Raw genomic sequence first — 17,337 nt, forward strand, 5'->3', positions numbered from 1 at the left:
GACCGTCGATGAGCGGCCCATGCCGCCGCTCATCCGCAAAAGCCTCTCATTTGCCGTAATTGCCCTAGCCTCAGGAACATCCCGGTCAACTCCCGGTCGAAGGGCCGATACCCATTGAGGAAGGTCGGAATGAAGTTATCCGATGGTTTTGATGCACGTCGCCTGCGGCCCAAAGGCCAAAGCAGCTGGCGTTTTCGCTTCGGCGCAGCGTTTGCTGCGTTGCTGGCAATGTGCGGTGTGTTGCTGACAATGGCCGGCGCAGCCAGCCTGCTTGGCCACGCCCCTGCCCTGGGCGAGTTGAACACCAACCGGGCCGGTGCGGCGGTGATTCTGGCGATTGGCCTGTTCGTGCTGTACCTCGGCGTGTGGTTGTGGCGTCGCTGTCGGCGCCGTTCGCGGCAGTCGCAGGCGTTGAACATGTCCCCGCACCTGATGAAAAAACACGACTGAGCCGAACGCCGCGCGTTTTGTCGCGCCCTCATTCGCTTCGACTTGGGTAAACTGGCCGCCCTTCGCGGAGGCTGACATGCAAGACGACGATTTTTCCCTGTTCAAAAGCGCGATCCAAGGCGTCAAGCCGATCAAGCACGATCGCGCCGAAACCGGCAAACCCAAGGCCGACCGCGCGCAAATCGCCAAACTGCGCCAAGCCGCCACCGTGCGCACCGACGCCACCACCGTTGACGGGCTGTCCGATCAATTCGTAATTGATGTCGGTCCCGAAGATGAGCTGATGTGGGCCCGTGACGGCGTCCAGGAAAGCCAGATGCGCAAGCTCAAGATCGGACAGATTCCGTTCGAAGGCAGCCTCGACCTGCATGGCATGAACGTGGAAAAGGCCCGTGAAACCCTGTGGGCCTTTCTGGCCGAAGCGACCAAATTCGAAATCCGCTGCGTGCGCGTTACCCACGGCAAAGCGGTGCGCCTGGATGGCAAACGGCCAATGATCAAGAGCCACGTCAACACCTGGCTGCGTCAGCATCCACAGGTGCTTGGCTTCACATCGTGCCAAGCGAAACACGGCGGCGCCGGGGCGGTGTATGTGATGCTCAAACGAACCATGATGGAAGGCCGCGACGAGTAAAGCTGTCGCTTCACGCTTGCAGCGCTGTGTCCGCCACCGTACCCTTGTCCTTTGCGTAAAATCCCACAGGTAGTTTCATGTCCCTGGAACAGAATTACACCGACATGTTCAGAGGTGTTTACTAAGTTATCAGGGGCAATGAAATCAAGGACTTAACACCCAGGCCAACTCAGAATTTCCTGCCAAAACGCAGTCATTGGTACAAAAATTGGTACGGGATTCTCTCCTCACGCAACACATAAAAAGCCCCGCTCCGGTTGTACCGTGCGGGGCTTTTTTCAACTAGAACTGATGCTCTGAACGCTAGCTGAAAGGCGGCTATCGGGCCAGAAGCAGCCTTTCACCGCCGCCCCTCCGGCTACTAGAGTCGAAGCGTAGCCAGCAGGGTGGTTGTCGCTTGTACCCCCCGAACGCTAGACCGGTAAAGCGTGGTCAACCCTACCTTGAAGGGCCAATTTTCATCGCCGGTACTGTGATGCTTGAAGCCTCAGAGTTACCATCTTAGTTATCGTTTTTTTGCTCAGCCTCTCGTCTTTCCCATTTAGAAAGCTCAGGAACAAAAATTCTTACAAAATTTCTGAAGACGCAAATTTCGCTATCACTAATCAGATACATTTTGCCGACTATTAATCTATCTTCGCTGAAAAAGTCATCTATCATTTCGTGATCAAAAAGATGCCAGTCAATCGGGAGTTTATCGTATGCATCAGCAAAGGCTTCCCTATTTTTAGAAATGGAGCCCTTGTCTTTCTCATTGATGTATCCAAAGCTATGAGCGTAAAGATTTCGGATATCGACGAAGAACTCCCAAAGTCTAATCATGAAACTTCTTGGGAATTTGAACTCTTCATCAAAGTGCTGGATGATGCCGGACTTATCTTTCAGGACCTTACCCACAACCCCAGCTGTCTTATCGCTGCTTACAACTCTCTTTAAATGGTCTTCCGTAACGGAGAACAAATACAGAAATTCAAAAACGTTTACCAGTCCTTTTATGACTTGATTCCAGCTTTTTGCTGTAGTTGATTCTCTGATTTCATTTAAGTTCAGGCTTACGTTTTTGTCGTGATACCCATTAATCTCTAGGCCGCGGAAGAATAATATTTCCTTGTGCGCTTGATGTGTTGCCGCGAAATCCGCTGCGATCTGTTGGAGCATGTCCATGATATCTATACTTCGCAGCAAGTCATCTCGCTCTGCTTCATTTTTGCAGCTTTTTATACCGCACCTATAGTCGCCGGACTCCTCGATTATTGGACGTGATATCGTTTCGATGTAGCTTGTCAGATAACTAAGTAGCAGGTAGTTACTGAGTTGGCATAAGTTGAATGCCGTCGAAAATCCTTTATACCAATCGGCGTGTATTTCGGAGTAATTTTCAATTGTTGGTATATGCATGTTTAACATATGTCTTCCTTGGTGGAGTGAGTCGCTGGGTGGCAATATGGCAGATTTATAGGGAGGGTCTACTTTTTCTGAATCTAAGCCTTAGCGACCCTTAATGGGTTTCAATGATCCGGCGGGACTAGCTAAACGTGAAGAAGCTTACTGCCTAACCTTGGTGCCGAATGCGATAACATCGCCCTTGCTTCCAGCAAACCACTGCCCCTTCTAAATTGCAAGCAGGGCAAAGCAAGGGGGGGAAGTACCCCTTGCTCATCAGGTGTCACGATCACTTCTATAGGCATTAATGGATAGGTAACAACCCATTCCATGGAACGAACTATTAGGCTGGCAAGTTCGTGATAACATTTTTAAAGTCGGACGTATTGTGAAGCCCATAAAGAGTTGTGGCAGGAGCAGTAATTACTAGATCAAGCGCTCGTTGCAAATGCACATTTGTGTGTTTAGATTTTAGCGCAACGGCCAAATCTCTCACCCGGTTGTCTGGTGTAGAGCGCGTCAGCGGGCTAGTAAATTCTGGGTCTAGGAAAAGCTTGACGAATTCAACTGCTTCGCTGTCAGTAAAATTACCTACATAAGCACTATAGTAGGGAACGGCCTGTTCGTCGACACCTTGCCTGTATCCATGTCCATTGCCAATGTAGCAGATAGAAATAATCTTTACCCACTTAGCTCTAGCGGCTCGCGGAATTTTTCCTGTTGCAGGTAAGCTTTCCTTAAGGGCTTTCGCGTGCGGGTATTCATTGTAAAAATTGTTAGAGCCAAAGTGGGCCCGATAAAGGTTGTCCAACTTTTCAATTAACTCACCGGCTAGACTGTCTTCGTCTTTGTACGCTGAGCCTCCGACCGTCTCCAGAAACTTGTGGCAGGCCTCTTTTTTTGAAACCTCTCCATTTTTCCGCAGCGTTCCAAATCTTGCACCAATCTCGTACTTTCGATCCTCTGTAGCTGCTGCCCAGACTCTAGGGCTGATACCTTCAATGTTATCTCGGGCATGCTGGGCTGCTTTATCGTCTATGTAGATTCCAAATAACGTCCAGAGGAAGTCATCAATGCGCTCTTGGGGCTGCTTCGCTAGATCATCACAAATTGCAAGAAAGTCATCGGCCGGCAGTGCGATTGTACGAATATTTTGCAGTAACTGCTTAATTGAAATTAGCGAATGATCGGGCTCTGCTGTTATTGCATGCTTCAAGCAGACTGTCAGCCAGCCCAGCATTTCATAGCCATCGATGACGTTGTCATTTGGGTGCGCAGCACTAGCATGGTTCCGCATATAATTTACATGCTCAAGCCTCTGGTAATTGACGTCTGTCACCAGGCCTATTCGTCGGCAGCCTTCCAAAAGGTCATGCTCGCTAACTTGATCTATCTCTTCTGGTTTTGACAGATTTTTATAACGAGAGCTAATTTTCTCAGCGACCGAATAAAAATACTGAACGTCAAAGCTAATGACTTGAAGTCTCAACGCCTTTACCGTTTCGTCCCATAAGTAGTTTAGGGCGCCATCAAATAATCCGGCGGCAATGGCTATTGTGAAGCGCGACAAATAATATGACTTCGCCCGATCCTCATATGGAAGTATTTCAAGTGCATCGGAGAGCTGAGTTATAATTTTTTTTCTTTCAGAAATTGGCGCCACAACATCAATGACTGGAAGTCCAATGCTTGCAAGATACCCCTCAAGTTGAGCATTTAGCTCGCCAATAGGTGAAACTAACTGCCCAGCATCCACAACAACCAAACTCGCTTTATTTCCAGTCATTACTAATTCCTTATATTAGCCTCATTAAGGCTTTCTTCTGTTGAGTCGATCGCGAATCGACCGAGGCAAGTTCCGTAATTGCATCCATTTTTTCGCCACCGCTCCACTCCACTCGACCTTGAGTGCATATCAGGGGCCTGACGACAAGTGAGACATGCCATGTATGGGCATACCCTAAAGGGGAATCAGCATCGTGTCCATGCAATGTGGCAGCTAAGGGCCATCGTTGGTGGTGGGGCCGTTTTTGCCCGGTTTTGGTCTATGCTGACCGGCTGCAATGGGTCCAGAGTGTGTAAAAACGCTTCGCCAAAATTGAAGGGGGCGCATCTACGTTAAATCTGAAATTTATCGACACGTCAGCAGATGTGGATTTCGCGTAGAAGCGCGATTTCCAGTCCAGTTTTGAGTACCTGTCGCGCTCAAAAACGTTTTTACACACCCTCGGTCGATTGCTGCCTGTCGCGAAGGGCAATAATCGATCTGAAGCAGCTATGATTCTTTTTCAAATCCAAGGAGGCCGAAAGGTGCTCGCGCAGAAAAACTTGCTTCGTTGCGAGCCTATGCCGGCTATTTCCCTTTTACCAAGTCCACTAGTTTCTTAAGTTCTTCAAAATTGAGCTTTTCGAGCAACTGGTGTGTGGGCAGCTTCTCCGTGTGTTTGCCATCCAGCGTTTTGGACGCGTTGAAGGAAATAGCTTCGATAGCTTTCGCAATTAACTCTTTTTGCAAACCATCTGCATCGACTTGGAGTTCCTGAAGCTGCTTCTTGTAGCTTTCGTACGAAGAAGCAAAAGCCTCTTTATGGGCGTACTCTTGTTGTAGCCTTTCATACTGGCTGCGTCGAGTCGCTGAGAATATTGCGATCCAAACCACGGGTAGGACGATCGGAGCTCTCGTAAGGAGCGTGCGTAGCACCTCCTCCCAGCCGCTCGTTTTCACGAATTCAACGTGGAATGGCGTAAGAGTAATACTATCCAACACTAGCATTAACCCGCCCAGGAGCAAGGTTAACATTGAGGCGTAAAAAGCTTGCGTGTACCTGATGATAGGTGTTTTGAAATGATCCTTAAGTGTCTTGTAGGCTGAGGCTAGCCCCGCGCTCGTGGCTCCAGGCAACAAGGATTCTATGCTTTCGAACAACGCTTCTTGACGTGTCTTTTGCTCTGTTTCGTGCCTGCCAAGCTGCTCGAGCCGAACGTCGAGCTCTCGCTTCAACCCTCCCTCTTGCATTTCGTCGTCATCAGCCATCGAACGACCGAAGATTCGTTCGTAGAAGCTTTCCAACTCTTTGTGCCTAGACGTGGCTGAATCCAGCAACTCGTTAAGTGAGTCGTGCAGCTGATGGACCTCTTTCGCATAAATCGTGATTTTTGCAGATGTTGAATCAGGTCCTTCGAGGAGCTTTTGATGCAGAGTCTCCACTGCTATGTGTCTCGCCTCTACAGTGGAAAGCATCTGCTTGATGTACTTCTCTGCTGAATCGTTCCCCTCAATACCGACGAAAAGGTATTCGTCGAACTGCTTTGCACGCAGCTCGATAGCCTCGATTTCACCTTGTTGGCTGATGGCTTTATCAACGGCAGTCGCGAGGGTCGTTTGAACTTGTGAGGTTCGCTCTTGGAATGAGCCTACATACTGCGAGATCTGATCTGCAAATGTCCGCACAGCCTCTCCATACGCTTCCAGCGCTTGCTCTGGAGGGACCATGTAGGGGCGCACGTACGTCAGGAGGTTATCGGCGTGCTCGTTCGCCTGAACGAGGTGCGCCGCATTCCGATTTGCGGCATACGATCGAACTTGCTGCAAACATGCGTCGGCTTGGCCGTGACAATTTCCCCAAACGGATTTGGGAGTTAGTTCGAGATCTACGTTGACGATGATGCTATCGACGAAGACGAGAACTTTTTTCAATCTCGCCAGTTCCTCCACCGTAGTCGTTACTGTTTTATCATCGACGTCTAGCGGCTCAATGACCTCGAGCAAGGATGTCCAGATGGTCTTAAACGGGTGTTGACTAAACTCCTGAATCCATCTCGTCATTTGGCTCTCCTTTCACATATGGCCACATACTACACGGTGGCTCGAAGTAAACACGAAAGTCTAACGGTACGGATCAGCGATTTTTTCGGTGGAAAGTGATGCGCTTACCCGATCGCAAGCAGAGACTTCACCAATCGGTGCATGCTGCACATTTTCGCGGGGGTTCGTCCTGATGGTGCACGTCTTTCGTAAGAGTTGAATGGCCGCTTCGGGTCCAGAGTGTGTAAAAACGCTTCGCCAAAATTGAAGTGTGCGCGTCTACGTTAAATCTGAAATTTATCGGCACGTCAGCAGATGTGAATTTCGCGTAGAACACGATTTTCAGTCCGTTTCTGAGTACCTGTCGCGCTCAAAAACGTTTTTACACAGCCTCGGTCGAAAGCAGCCCCATGATGGATTGGGCCTAGCACTCCTCCAACGCCCCAGCCAGACCGGCTAATCCCGCTACGACTTCTTCGCTTTGTAGCAATTTCTAAGCAAGCTGCAATTAATGTCTGACAGGGGCACTGCCGGTACTATGCTTGTGTTTTTCTCGAAAGGAGTCGACGTCATGCCTGGTGATTATTCACTGTCGGATGTACTGGAAAGGCTGTACGAAAACCAGCAGACTCTGCAGGCGGCCATTATGGAATTAACCCTTCTGGTTGAGGAGCAAGGGGCGCAGGAAGTGGGCGGAAATGTCCGGGGAGCACTGTGGACCATGGGTGAAAACGCCGGCTATATCAAACAAGGCTTGGCGCGATTGAAGAAATTGGATATCGGTTAAGTTACGTCGGGGTGAATTCTGGGTACCATTCTGTTCACCTCACAGGCGGCTATGACCAAGAGCGGACGTTTAGAGTAGGAAAATGAAGAAACAGAAAAGCGTGAATTAGCCGTTCTCAATGGCTAGAACCCTTTGCCATTGCGGTCGCTTCGGGCCTTCGGGCGGAGCGTTAGCCCAACGTAAGAATTACATATTACGCCAATTCTCGCATTACATTAGTTGCCTGTTCTAGCTTATCATCAGGTCGATGCCAAGCAGCTTGATGACATCTGCAGCACTATGAGCAATAGCGAACTCAGGCTTCCCTTTCTGCGCTCCCACATGCAATCCCACGATATTGTTCGTTTCGGGATTGATCCATACGCTGCCAGAGTCGCCTCTATCACTAACCAAGTCTCCTTGCGGATTTGGCCTAATGCAAAAGGCATTAAGAAAAAATGTTAGAATGTCAGGGCCAGACTCGTACAGCACCGGCAAGCCAGAACTAAGCTTAGACTCAACTATGCCTGTGGTTTCACCAGTTCCACACCCATATTTCACGAGAGTTGTTTCTACTTTGGGAGGTTCAGTACCACGAATCTCGATACCTAGCTTATCAACCCAGTTCCTCCAAAAATTATTGCTTTCCAGTGGAGCAAAGGCGAAGTCGTAACCGGAGTCTGGCGAAAAAGCTGTCCTTACCTTCGCCACATCTATGCCTTCGACCGGCTGCTGAATCCAATCAATGGACTTTGGGTCACTATTCACATGGTTCTTTAACACATGCCAATTACTGACGAGCCCAATCGCTCCATCCAACTTATCTTTTGCGAAAAAACCAAGCGTACCGCTGGTAGCTTGACTAAAATTACCTATACACATCCCTGACAATAGAGGATCCAACTTATCATTATGTGATTGCGCATAGTAAACTCGCTCAATCACATCGCATCTAACTCCGTTGATTTTTTTTGGCAAAACTAACTCCCCAAGAAAAGCCTCAGGAAGTTTCCTAGGTACATGAAAGCGAATACCTAGCCGCGACAACGGCTTTCCAAGTTTATATACGACTCCATAATCAACTCCGATAGAAGCAGGAAGGCTGCGCGCTATAGTGGTCGCCTCTGCTAACGCCACAGTAATCCTGTCTCTTGCCATAATCAGAGCTCCTTGTTCTGGCCGCCCTTGACAGGACAGTCGCCACCAGCTACAGCTTAGCTTAGCTTAACGTCCCAAAATTACTGCCTTCTTCGCTAACAGCTGTGCAAGCAGGCGCCAATGACTGGTGCTGTCATGACAAAAATAAAGCTGCACGTGGTATGTCTCTTTCTTTTTTGGACAAGCATGCCTGCAATCGCCGAAGAGTCTACGCAAACAATCACCTCTTGGGCCCCTCAATGCCCTTCTGAGCATGGAGCGGAGGGCGCCCCCCTATTGGCGGCGATTTTGGTCCCTAAGGCAGCGGAGGTCGCATTCGATGCTGTTGGCGCGGCTATTCAAGCATCCGCAAACACTAACACCGTTATCAAAAAATCGGAGCCTAATTATTCGTTTTTTTATGAGATTAGTCCGCGTGCAGAGCTAACCCCAAAAAACAAATGTCTCATAGTGCGTAAGGGCGTCTATGATCCAAAAACGTTCGCCAATCTAAGCAAAAATGGTACGGCCACTAAAGACATCGAAAATGATCAAATGTATTTCGAATTTAAGCTCGAAGCAGCCACCCAAGATCGCTCCTTTTTGAAGATGTCGCCCCTCGTAGTAAAAATTCGATCGTTTGAAGACTCAAGTATTTGGTCGAAAAAGCGACGAGTGGATGTGCAAATAACCCTCCAATCTACATACGAGGAAAACTCTTTCGCATCAGCAATATTCACATTTGACAATATTTCAAAAGGCTTCGAAATCACAGCAGAAACTCCCGACGACCGAGTGCGACTCGCAAATATAAGTAAATCCTTCGCCGCACCAAAACTTGAGGACGCATCGAAACTTCAGGCTCAAAAAGGCACACAAGCTAAGGAATTACTGCTAGCAGCCACCTATAAGAAAAACTTAGGCTTAGGAGATGACGAACTCGAAACATCAGATCCGAAAAGCTTGATCTCGTTACCACAAATAAGGCTTTCACTTTTTCGGTACTGCAAATCATTAAAAGACACAAGCCACGACAGTCTTTGCGATAACTGGGAGAGCCTAGACCCTATAAGGACCTCCTTAAAACAACAAATGTGGCGAGCCAATAACGATCCGATGCTGAAGGCAGCACGCATTGCTTGGGCTGAAAAGGCATGCCCAAAGTACAATCCACGCATAGGTATGCCGAGTTGCTTTGCAGGTAAAGATAGTACTGCTGCTGGATACATAGTCACAACTGCAGCAGTTACACACACACGCGATGCCAGCAAGTTTGGCCTTGCATTAGCTAAAATTGTAAGTGATTCGTCCAAAGACCTGGCAACTTTGGCAGCTACTAAACTGCCTGCATCACGACGCCAAGCAGCAGAATTAGAACGTTCTGCCTCGCGAACTCAGAAGCAAAAAATGATAGTCAGCCAAACTGATGTAGAGTTAGCACTCGCCAAGCTCGATAAAGCGATCGCAGAAGGAGCAAAAGAAGAGATCGTAACGGCGAACTATGACCTAATGGTTAAGAAGATGAGGGCTAATGACAGCTTCTACGAAGCGGGTGCCGCACTACCTTATCCAGAATACCCCTAAGCGTTCGGCCAGACACATGGTGAATTACCCCTGGTAGACAACACGACCGGCCAGTTTGGTTCGTTAGCAAACATCACCGCCTTTTTTGCATAAGTTTAGAGAACTTCTGGGCGACAGTAAAGAATACGTCTACGCTCCGTATTAGTACCTAAAAATATGCGAATAGGTATGGATGTCGGTTACCGTTTTCCGATAAAGCGCTGACGCTATTTAGGCTTCACAAATGGAGGTGGATCTTGAAAATCGCGACATCCTTTACATTTGGCACGATGATGCTGATAGCATTTAGCTCACAAGCTTCCGATGCATCATTTTGCAAACGCACCCAAGACCGAAACTGTTTTACTGGAACCTTCGGTGTAGTCAGCATACCTGATGATCCAAAGCACAAACTTCTTGAGGCGGACTTTGGTTACATTGACTCATCTGGCACAGGGTGGCAAACAAACAAAGGGACGAAAACCGATGGCGCATCGATCCCACCCCTCCTACAGTCGTTTGTGGGATCGCCCTGGGAGGATGGTTACATTCGCGCGGCCGTCATTCACGATTGGTACTGCGACCGTCATGTTCGCCCCTGGAAAGCCACCCATAAAGTTTTCTACAGTGCAATGATTGCGAGTGGTCTTGAGCCTCGTAAAGCCAAACTGATGTTCTACGCTGTATACGCGTTCGGGCCGAGATGGGGCTATTTAATTCCTGGCACCCCCTGTAAGGTGACGGACAAGTGCATTCAGACCAAAGACTCAGTATTTATTAAAATATCTAGTAATTTAGATGACATAAGCAATACTGCTGAACTGAAGGCAGTTGAAACGATGATCGAAGTGACAGAGGCTAAAGGAGGACTTTCGTTGGAGGATTTGATGACTGCGGCCGACAGAGCGCACCCTAAACAAGATCTACTCGACACATCGCCCGGCAGCGGAGTAACCCAGTAGCGAAATCCGACTTCGATGAAGCAAACAACCTCTTGATCCCGTTAGTATCGACAGTATGTATTTTCTGCCAACTGTGTCGGGCGTGCGGCAAAGGGCAGGACCACACGCCGATTGTGCTTGGGTATGTGGTGGCTTTGGCGCTAGAGGCCCGTGTTTACTGACTGTAACGCCCCCTCTTGCCTGCTTGCATAAATGCATAGTGAGCATTGAATGGCATGGTTTGGCGTACGGTTTGCCCCATTTTTGCCCCACTCAGTGACGAGACCGTCGAGCACGGAGGATGTAAATGCAGCAGCTTCGCGTTAGAAACCATTACGTTCCGGAACTCTATCTAAAGCAGTGGGAGCATGAGGGCAGCATCTCCACTTACCGACTGCTGGTTCCACATGACAATTTCCCTCTTTGGGAAGAATCACCACTGAAAAGTATTGCCTATCGGCGGCACCTCTATACCTCTCTGGCCGGGCAAAAGGAAACGGATGAGATTGAACGCTGGCTCGATAGTGAATTTGAAAATCCGGCGCAAGAGGCGATAGCTCGCGTCATCAGCGAGCAGCGCCTTACACCTGATCACTGGAGGCACTTGGTGCGCTTTGCTGTGGCCCAAGATGTGCGCACTCCAGCACGACTCAAGGAGTTTCTCGCCCGACAAAGTGAGACGTTACAGCCGATGATGAATGAGACACTTGAGCGTACCGTGAATAAGTGGGAACGGGCCGTCAGACATAACGAGCCACTTCAAGTTACCGAGATGGCCGGGGCCGGCGAATTCCCTATGAAAATTACCATTGAGGAATTACCAGAGGGGAACGGACAGGTGCAGGCCAAGACCGTTGTCGGTAGGGGGCTGTGGCTTTGGAACATAAAACATCTTCTGACAAGCACCTTAAGCAGCCTCCCCCGACAACGATGGACGGTGCTTCACGCCCCGGCGGGAATTTCTTGGCCGACATCAGACAACCCGCTTATCCGACTGAATTATAAGGACGCTAAGAACTATGACTTTGGTGGAGGCTGGGGGGTCAAGAACACCGACATACTCCTTCCCCTGAGCCCGAAACATCTTCTTCATACGAGCATTGGCAAGCGTTCCTGGCTGCGCGGCACGGTGCTGGACGAAGGGATGACGCGATTTTTGCGAAAAATCATCATTGAACACGCGGATCGTTACATCTTTTCCCGAGACCCTAGCGACGTTAACCTGATTCGGCCTCGGCTCGTATGTCCGGAGACGTACAAGAGCGAGGAGGAGGCTTGGCAAAATTGGCATCGTAATCAGTGCCAGGCCGAGGCTGAGCTGAGAGACTAACAGGCAGCTTGAATACCCATGATTTGAGAGCCCTGATAGCCCAATGAGGCTGGCCAGTGAGCCCATGGTTGCCCGAAAGCAGGCTAAAATAAACCGTCGCAGTTATGGCTGATTTGAGCTCAGTTCGCGGTTTACACAAGGGGCTACAAGGGTTGACAAGCAAGCAGAATCTGATCAATATCCGCTCACAGCCGTCGAACGGTTGACCTAAGTGTCGGTTAAGTCCGATGCAAGATACTGCGAAAGCAGACCACAGCCACCTTCAAGGTGGCTGTTCTATTTCTGGGGTTCGTTAATGCACATCTGCTATATCGACGAGTCTGGCGATTCACAACCTATCCGTAGTGCCATTGACGACAAGCAACCAATGCTGATCGTTGCAGGGCTCTTTGTTGATGCACAACGCATCAGCCGGATTACCGATGAGTTCATCTGCCTCAAGCGCCAGTTTTACCCCAAGCTATTCAAAAATGAGCGGCACGCTCTTAACGTGCTACTCAGGGAAATCAAAGGATCGGATCTGAGAAGCGACATCAGACGTCATCCCGCGACCCACGCCCTTATCCAACACCATTTCAAGTTCATCGATGGCGTGCTGAGCATCTGCAAGGCTAACGACATCAAGGTGGTTTCGCGAGTATGGGTCAAGCAGTATGGCCAGGCTCTCGGAGACCAATCCATCTATACCATCACCGCTCAGCACATTGCCAAGCGCTTCCAGCATTTCCTTATTGATCGTGAATCACGCGGCATGATCATCGCGGATTTTCGTGACCCTGCTCGAAACCGTTACGTGGCTCACTCCATCTTCACGCAGAAGCACAAATTGGGCGGAGGCGGAGACGCCTATCCTTCTATTGAGGAAGCCGCTGTTTTCGGGATCAGCGATAACCACGCCTGCCTGCAAATAGCTGACCTAATCTGTTCAACGATCCTTTACCCAATAGCTGGTCGCACCGTTTGTGATGGGCCGTTCAACAATGTCCACACCCATCCCAACTATGATGCGATAGTCCAGCGCTACTCGCGACGCATCAAGGCTCTTCAGTACCACTGCTCAGAGAACGGTCAAAGACGCTGGGGAATCACTGTGCAAGACCCTCACGGTGGACGGACTTCTATTTTCCCCCAACCGCAACCTCAGGCACTAGCACCAGCAACGGAACAGGTAGCCGTCCCGCTCCAAGCCAGCTCCAATGATGGAACTCTGTAGGTTGTGCGATGCAATTCTGTGCAATCAGAATTTTGAGTAGATCCTGATGCAGGCCTTATAAACAAAGGGCTACCCCTTCCATCGCCGACAGCAACTCTGGACTGCAATTACAGCCAGTCCAGAGCCATTCAGAAATCCAAAAACTCCCTTATCGTCGCTTTTTTTGTTTTCCGCTCAAGCGGGCTGGGCCTTTGGCTGAGTCGATCGCCTGCAGCAGCCAGAGGCGACCTGAGCAAACCTATGACATTTTTCTGCCAAACCTTGCATTGTGTGCAACGGGGGATGACCTGCCGGCGCCAATAGCAGGCAGTGCCTGCCGCATCCTGGACCGGGTTCGTCTTGAGCGGCATCGAATACATTGATGGCTGTGCTTACGCACAGTCATGGTGGTGTCGAGAAGGTTAAGCGACTAAAGCATCAATCTGCTGAATGCGCTGGGCGCCGCCCTTTCCTACATGACAGAGGTCAATAATTCCTGAGACGACCTGTGAGATTTGCGACACCGTTCAAATCAACACTCAACTTATCTAATATTGCAAATATCAACAAATGGTGAACATAGGCTGTTAGTGCGTGCAGCCTAACCTCTTCAATATGATATGCATTCGCATGAGTAATATTGTTGCGAAGCGTACATATCTCTTTTAATAGATCACTGGTTACACCCACCCCCTTTTGAATAGGCTCAGGCAATGAACGAAGAAAGTCGGTAACGCATTTTTCCGTATTGTATTTTTGCCCATTAAATCTTTTCAACCCTCCCTCAAAGCTACTAACTTGCTTTGTCGTTAATTCACTATTACCTTTCACCCACCGCTTTGCAAGCCGAGAAAAACGAACAAACAAATCCTCAGGTAGATAATACTTCCTGTTATAGCAGTGCTTTTCCAACAATCGAAAATAGCCTAAAAGCCTATCTTCCGCGTTACCCATATTTCTATACTTCACATACTTCGATAACAAGTCAGGCAGTTCAGATTCCGAATTGAAGTACAGTTCAAACGACGTTAGAGGAAAGGGCGCAATACCCCAATCGTCGAACCGAGGATCTTTACCTAACGGAAACATTGCATAAGTGTCGCTTCTCTTAGAACGCATACTGTTATTTGGACAGTAAAGCGAGCCCTTGCGTGCAAACCCATATAGATCATAATGTATTGCGATGGACTGCACGGAAGGTTCAACGCCAGTTAAAAAAGCGAGAAGATTGTGAATCTTCGTATAAACAGAGAAAGGATCGGAAGCGTTTTCCGGAATTGACAACGAATAAAACAATGAAGGTACAAAAGTGAAGCCCTGCTCATATAAAAGATGCGACTGACGATACTTGCCGTTGTATTGCACTCCTATTTCTTCTCCTTCGTTCGCCGTTGCGGAAAACTCTATTAAAAGCGACTCAACATCTTCACGCTTGTAGCTTGCCTCGAATATTTTCTGCTGTGTTGTCGTATACCCAACCCATTCATTCACTGTAGTCGAAAATATATTTAGCGATTCGAACTTTCCATCCTCAGGAGCGCCTGCGGGGCAAAAATATACAGCATCAACGGCAAACTCAGCTTCATGAATCCCAACAGATGGAATGTGACTTATAGTTGCATCTTTGGATGCAATGCAATACAACCCTTTCAGCATGAAGACATTGTGACGGTCTTCGCAAATCGCCTCGACTGCCCCCCAAGACAGATTAAAACGACGCTCAGAAGTAACCTTAAATTTTATCGCTTCAGGGGTGAGATGCAGGGTAGCCGCATAACCAGCATCCCCCTCTCTATAAACCACGTCAAAAAAATACTCTTTGTTTAGTTCCAGCTCTTCAACTCTGTCTAACATGAGCGCGCACCGAAAATGTCCCTAATTCTGAGATCATCTTGTACCTGGGATTGCCGAAAAGGCAAAGTGGCGAGCGTAAGGTTGATTTTTAGTGTAATCGGCTTTGTCTGATTGCTCAGCAGCATTGAGGTGGCTGCACCATTGATGAACGCGGAGGCATTACAATGTGTAGCAGCAGCTGTGGCGGACGATACCGCAACTTCCTTGCCTCCCGGCCTCAGAACAGCCCTCCCAACGCCACCGGCTCCCAGTTCATGATTACCAGTTCGCCAGTGACCTCGGCCTTTCCTTGCCGCTGGTTGGTCGTGGTGTAGCGGATGTCCAGAGTTTCGAAATGGAAGTCTTCGAACACGCGGCGGATGTCGGGATGGTCGTTGATACTGACCATCACCTTGCCTTTGCAGCGACGCATGAAGTCTGCCATCCGTTCGTAGTTTTCGAAAGGAAAGTCCACGCCATACCCGGCGGTCTGCCAGTAAGGCGGGTCCATATAATGGAAGGTATGGGCACGGTCATAGCGTTCGGCGCATTCGAGCCAGGGCAGATTCTCGACGTAGGTGCCGGACAGACGCTGCCAAGCGGCCGAGAGGTTTTCCTCGATCCGCAACAGGTTGATGGCAGGGCCGGTGGTGGCGGTACCGAACGTCTGCCCGGTGACCTTGCCGGCAAAGGCATGATGCTGCAGGTAGAAAAATCGGGCGGCGCGCTGGATGTCGGTGAGGGTTTCGGGGCGGGTCATCTTCTGCCACTCGAACACCTGCCGCGAGCTGAGCGCCCATTTGAATTGGCGCACGAACTCTTCGAGGTGGTTCTGCACGACGCGATAGAGCGTGACCAGGTCGCCGTTGATGTCGTTGAGGACTTCCACGGGCGCGGCCTGGGGTCGCATGAAGTACAGTGCGGCACCGCCGGCAAAGACTTCAACGTAGCATTCGTGGGGTGGAAAAAGCGGGATGAGGCGATCGGCCAGGCGGCGTTTGCCGCCCATCCAGGGGATGATGGGTGAAGACATTGAGAGCAAGACCTTTACTGTATGGATAAACAGGTGCTAGGCTCGCCGCGCTTCGTGCACGGAGTAAGAGCCTAGGCTGGACTTGCAGGGCCAATCTGCAGGGACGGCGGTCGGGTTGGATGTTGACGCATCCACTCCGACCGCTCTTTTTCACTTCGGTGTTGAGACTTCTTTGGCATAGGCCTGACAGGCTGCCAATGCGATCAATCCTTGGTCGCCGGCATCGGTGATGCCGATAATTCGTTGAGCATGCGCTGGGTCAAGTTGGGCTCTTGTGGCGCCATGAACCACGCCGCCGGTTGCGGTGGCGGCTGACACTGTTCGGCTACTGGCTGCATCGGTGGCGTCGAGTAGGACTGACAGGCGCAGATCAGCAGTGGCAAGGCGGTCGCGCAGGCGACCTTGATCACGTTGGACATCGCTTAGAGCTCGGTAATGGATTTGTTCACTGACTGAAAGCCGCTGCTCCAGGGCCAGACGTTTGTCCTGCTCGGCTTGTTGCTGCGCGGCAGCTGCCAGCGTTTGTCGGTTGAGGCTTTCCGCCTGCAGGCGAGCTTGTTGCTCAAGCTGTCGGCCATAGCGCCAGCCCTGAACCTGCCAAGCCGCCATGGCGGAACTTCCGGCCAATACGACCAGCAGCACGCCGATGCCCAGCAACCGATACGGCGCCGGGATCAGGTCGAAGAGACGCATAGCACCGCCCTCGCCCGCTCCCACAATTGCAGCCGATCCTCCAGGCCGTTGAGTCCGCCGTTGATTTTGCGGGTGATCGCGTTGAATTCATCCCGATCCGCCAAGGCGTTCAGTTCGCGTACCCACCAGAACCACGCGGCCGACTCGGCAGCCCATTGCGGCAGCTCGAGCAACTCCGGGGTGCGCAGCAATCGCTCGTCGCCGAACAGTGCCAAGCTGCAGCGCAGGTAGTTGTTGCGGCCGGTGATCTGGATCAGACCACGACCGCGATAGCGCTGACCGTCACCATCTGGTTCGAGCGTATTGCCCAGTTTCGCCGCCAGACTGCCGGTGTCGTACTTGCTCAGGTACTGGTCGCCGCCCAGTTCGCGGACGTACTGCAGTTGGCCGGACTCGTGCCCGACCTGAGCCAGGAATGCGGCCTGCCGCTTCGGTGTGTTGATTAGCCGGTGGGCCATGGCGGTGTTTAGGACGGATACAAAAACGCCCGCTTGGCGGCGGGCGTTCGGCATGATGCGTTGCAGCTGTTGCTCGGTTAAAGACATACAAACTCCAGGCATAAAAAAACCGCTCTCGG

15 protein-coding genes are annotated in these 17,337 nt (G+C 50.3%); 7 read left to right on the top strand and 8 right to left on the bottom strand.

Annotated features, from left to right (window positions below; all coding sequences use genetic code 11):
- The first annotated feature begins 129 nt into the window (after positions 1 to 129).
- Together ACZ9BB_RS15170 and ACZ9BB_RS15175 are read left to right on the top strand one after the other, a co-directional pair.
- Positions 130 to 450, top strand: coding sequence for a hypothetical protein (locus ACZ9BB_RS15170; protein ID WP_476214457.1), 321 nt, complete (start codon positions 130 to 132; stop codon positions 448 to 450).
- 76 nt (positions 451 to 526) lie between these two features.
- Positions 527 to 1,084: a Smr/MutS family protein gene (locus tag ACZ9BB_RS15175; RefSeq protein WP_095059191.1), complete on the top strand. Its 558-nt coding sequence runs from the start codon at positions 527 to 529 to the stop codon at positions 1,082 to 1,084.
- A 501-nt stretch (positions 1,085 to 1,585) separates the two neighbouring features.
- On the opposite strand, the gene ACZ9BB_RS15180 is transcribed toward ACZ9BB_RS15175, so the two are convergent.
- The 3 genes from ACZ9BB_RS15180 to ACZ9BB_RS15190 form a co-directional block, all read right to left on the bottom strand.
- The gene (locus tag ACZ9BB_RS15180) at positions 1,586 to 2,491 is read right to left on the bottom strand and encodes a hypothetical protein (protein WP_476214458.1); all 906 of its coding nucleotides are present in this window, start codon (positions 2,489 to 2,491) and stop codon (positions 1,586 to 1,588) included.
- Positions 2,492 to 2,810: 319 nt separating this feature from the next.
- Complete coding sequence (locus ACZ9BB_RS15185) at positions 2,811 to 4,253, bottom strand: hypothetical protein (RefSeq protein ID WP_476214459.1); 1,443 nt, start codon at positions 4,251 to 4,253, stop codon at positions 2,811 to 2,813.
- A 567-nt stretch (positions 4,254 to 4,820) separates the two neighbouring features.
- Entirely contained in the window at positions 4,821 to 6,293 is a 1,473-nt protein-coding gene (locus ACZ9BB_RS15190) for a hypothetical protein (RefSeq protein WP_476214460.1), read from the bottom strand.
- 550 nt (positions 6,294 to 6,843) lie between these two features.
- Between ACZ9BB_RS15190 and ACZ9BB_RS15195 the strand changes: the two genes are divergently transcribed.
- Positions 6,844 to 7,059, top strand: coding sequence for a hypothetical protein (locus ACZ9BB_RS15195; RefSeq protein ID WP_476214461.1), 216 nt, complete (start codon positions 6,844 to 6,846; stop codon positions 7,057 to 7,059).
- Positions 7,060 to 7,287: 228 nt separating this feature from the next.
- On the opposite strand, the gene ACZ9BB_RS15200 is transcribed toward ACZ9BB_RS15195, so the two are convergent.
- Positions 7,288 to 8,196, bottom strand: a complete 909-nt coding sequence (locus ACZ9BB_RS15200) for a hypothetical protein (RefSeq protein ID WP_476214462.1) — start codon at positions 8,194 to 8,196, stop codon at positions 7,288 to 7,290.
- 120 nt (positions 8,197 to 8,316) lie between these two features.
- Here ACZ9BB_RS15200 and ACZ9BB_RS15205 point away from each other — a divergent pair, with 120 nt between their 5' ends.
- From ACZ9BB_RS15205 to ACZ9BB_RS15220, 4 genes are all read left to right on the top strand, one after another.
- The gene (locus ACZ9BB_RS15205; protein WP_476214463.1) at positions 8,317 to 9,759 is read left to right on the top strand and encodes a hypothetical protein; all 1,443 of its coding nucleotides are present in this window, start codon (positions 8,317 to 8,319) and stop codon (positions 9,757 to 9,759) included.
- 236 nt (positions 9,760 to 9,995) lie between these two features.
- The gene (locus ACZ9BB_RS15210) at positions 9,996 to 10,700 is read left to right on the top strand and encodes a DUF1353 domain-containing protein (protein ID WP_476214464.1); all 705 of its coding nucleotides are present in this window, start codon (positions 9,996 to 9,998) and stop codon (positions 10,698 to 10,700) included.
- A gap of 286 nt (positions 10,701 to 10,986) precedes the next feature.
- Positions 10,987 to 12,009 (top strand): DUF4238 domain-containing protein, encoded by a 1,023-nt coding sequence (locus ACZ9BB_RS15215; protein ID WP_476214465.1) that lies wholly within the window; start codon positions 10,987 to 10,989, stop codon positions 12,007 to 12,009.
- Between the two features lie 295 nt (positions 12,010 to 12,304).
- Positions 12,305 to 13,222: a DUF3800 domain-containing protein gene (locus tag ACZ9BB_RS15220; protein ID WP_476214466.1), complete on the top strand. Its 918-nt coding sequence runs from the start codon at positions 12,305 to 12,307 to the stop codon at positions 13,220 to 13,222.
- A 465-nt stretch (positions 13,223 to 13,687) separates the two neighbouring features.
- On the opposite strand, the gene ACZ9BB_RS15225 is transcribed toward ACZ9BB_RS15220, so the two are convergent.
- The 4 genes from ACZ9BB_RS15225 to ACZ9BB_RS15240 form a co-directional block, all read right to left on the bottom strand.
- Positions 13,688 to 15,055 carry a HEPN domain-containing protein gene (locus ACZ9BB_RS15225; RefSeq protein WP_476214467.1) on the bottom strand — a complete coding sequence of 456 codons (1,368 nt, stop codon included), beginning with the start codon at positions 15,053 to 15,055 and terminating at the stop codon, positions 13,688 to 13,690.
- A 217-nt stretch (positions 15,056 to 15,272) separates the two neighbouring features.
- Positions 15,273 to 16,067, bottom strand: coding sequence for a DNA adenine methylase (locus ACZ9BB_RS15230; RefSeq protein WP_476214468.1), 795 nt, complete (start codon positions 16,065 to 16,067; stop codon positions 15,273 to 15,275).
- A 150-nt stretch (positions 16,068 to 16,217) separates the two neighbouring features.
- The gene (locus tag ACZ9BB_RS15235) at positions 16,218 to 16,760 is read right to left on the bottom strand and encodes a lysis protein (RefSeq protein WP_476214469.1); all 543 of its coding nucleotides are present in this window, start codon (positions 16,758 to 16,760) and stop codon (positions 16,218 to 16,220) included.
- Positions 16,742 to 17,305 (bottom strand): glycoside hydrolase family 19 protein, encoded by a 564-nt coding sequence (locus ACZ9BB_RS15240; protein ID WP_476214470.1) that lies wholly within the window; start codon positions 17,303 to 17,305, stop codon positions 16,742 to 16,744. Before ACZ9BB_RS15240 ends, ACZ9BB_RS15235 begins: the two co-directional genes overlap by 19 nt.
- Between the last annotated feature and the right edge of the window lie 32 nt (positions 17,306 to 17,337).

This window comes from Pseudomonas sp. TE3552, assembly GCF_056278945.1.

Bases quoted from the DNA above. Each gene is read 5' to 3' on its own strand.
- ACZ9BB_RS15170 (WP_476214457.1), top strand. From the start codon at position 130: ATGAAGTTATCCGATGGTTTTGATGCACGTCGCCTGCGGCCCAAAGGC.
- ACZ9BB_RS15175 (WP_095059191.1), top strand. From the start codon at position 527: ATGCAAGACGACGATTTTTCCCTGTTCAAAAGCGCGATCCAAGGCGTC.
- ACZ9BB_RS15180 (WP_476214458.1), bottom strand. From the start codon at position 2,491: ATGTTAAACATGCATATACCAACAATTGAAAATTACTCCGAAATACAC.
- ACZ9BB_RS15185 (WP_476214459.1), bottom strand. From the start codon at position 4,253: ATGACTGGAAATAAAGCGAGTTTGGTTGTTGTGGATGCTGGGCAGTTA.
- ACZ9BB_RS15190 (WP_476214460.1), bottom strand. From the start codon at position 6,293: ATGACGAGATGGATTCAGGAGTTTAGTCAACACCCGTTTAAGACCATC.
- ACZ9BB_RS15195 (WP_476214461.1), top strand. From the start codon at position 6,844: ATGCCTGGTGATTATTCACTGTCGGATGTACTGGAAAGGCTGTACGAA.
- ACZ9BB_RS15200 (WP_476214462.1), bottom strand. From the start codon at position 8,196: ATGGCAAGAGACAGGATTACTGTGGCGTTAGCAGAGGCGACCACTATA.
- ACZ9BB_RS15205 (WP_476214463.1), top strand. From the start codon at position 8,317: ATGACTGGTGCTGTCATGACAAAAATAAAGCTGCACGTGGTATGTCTC.
- ACZ9BB_RS15215 (WP_476214465.1), top strand. From the start codon at position 10,987: ATGCAGCAGCTTCGCGTTAGAAACCATTACGTTCCGGAACTCTATCTA.
- ACZ9BB_RS15220 (WP_476214466.1), top strand. From the start codon at position 12,305: ATGCACATCTGCTATATCGACGAGTCTGGCGATTCACAACCTATCCGT.
- ACZ9BB_RS15225 (WP_476214467.1), bottom strand. From the start codon at position 15,055: ATGTTAGACAGAGTTGAAGAGCTGGAACTAAACAAAGAGTATTTTTTT.
- ACZ9BB_RS15230 (WP_476214468.1), bottom strand. From the start codon at position 16,067: ATGTCTTCACCCATCATCCCCTGGATGGGCGGCAAACGCCGCCTGGCC.
- ACZ9BB_RS15235 (WP_476214469.1), bottom strand. From the start codon at position 16,760: ATGCGTCTCTTCGACCTGATCCCGGCGCCGTATCGGTTGCTGGGCATC.
- ACZ9BB_RS15240 (WP_476214470.1), bottom strand. From the start codon at position 17,305: ATGTCTTTAACCGAGCAACAGCTGCAACGCATCATGCCGAACGCCCGC.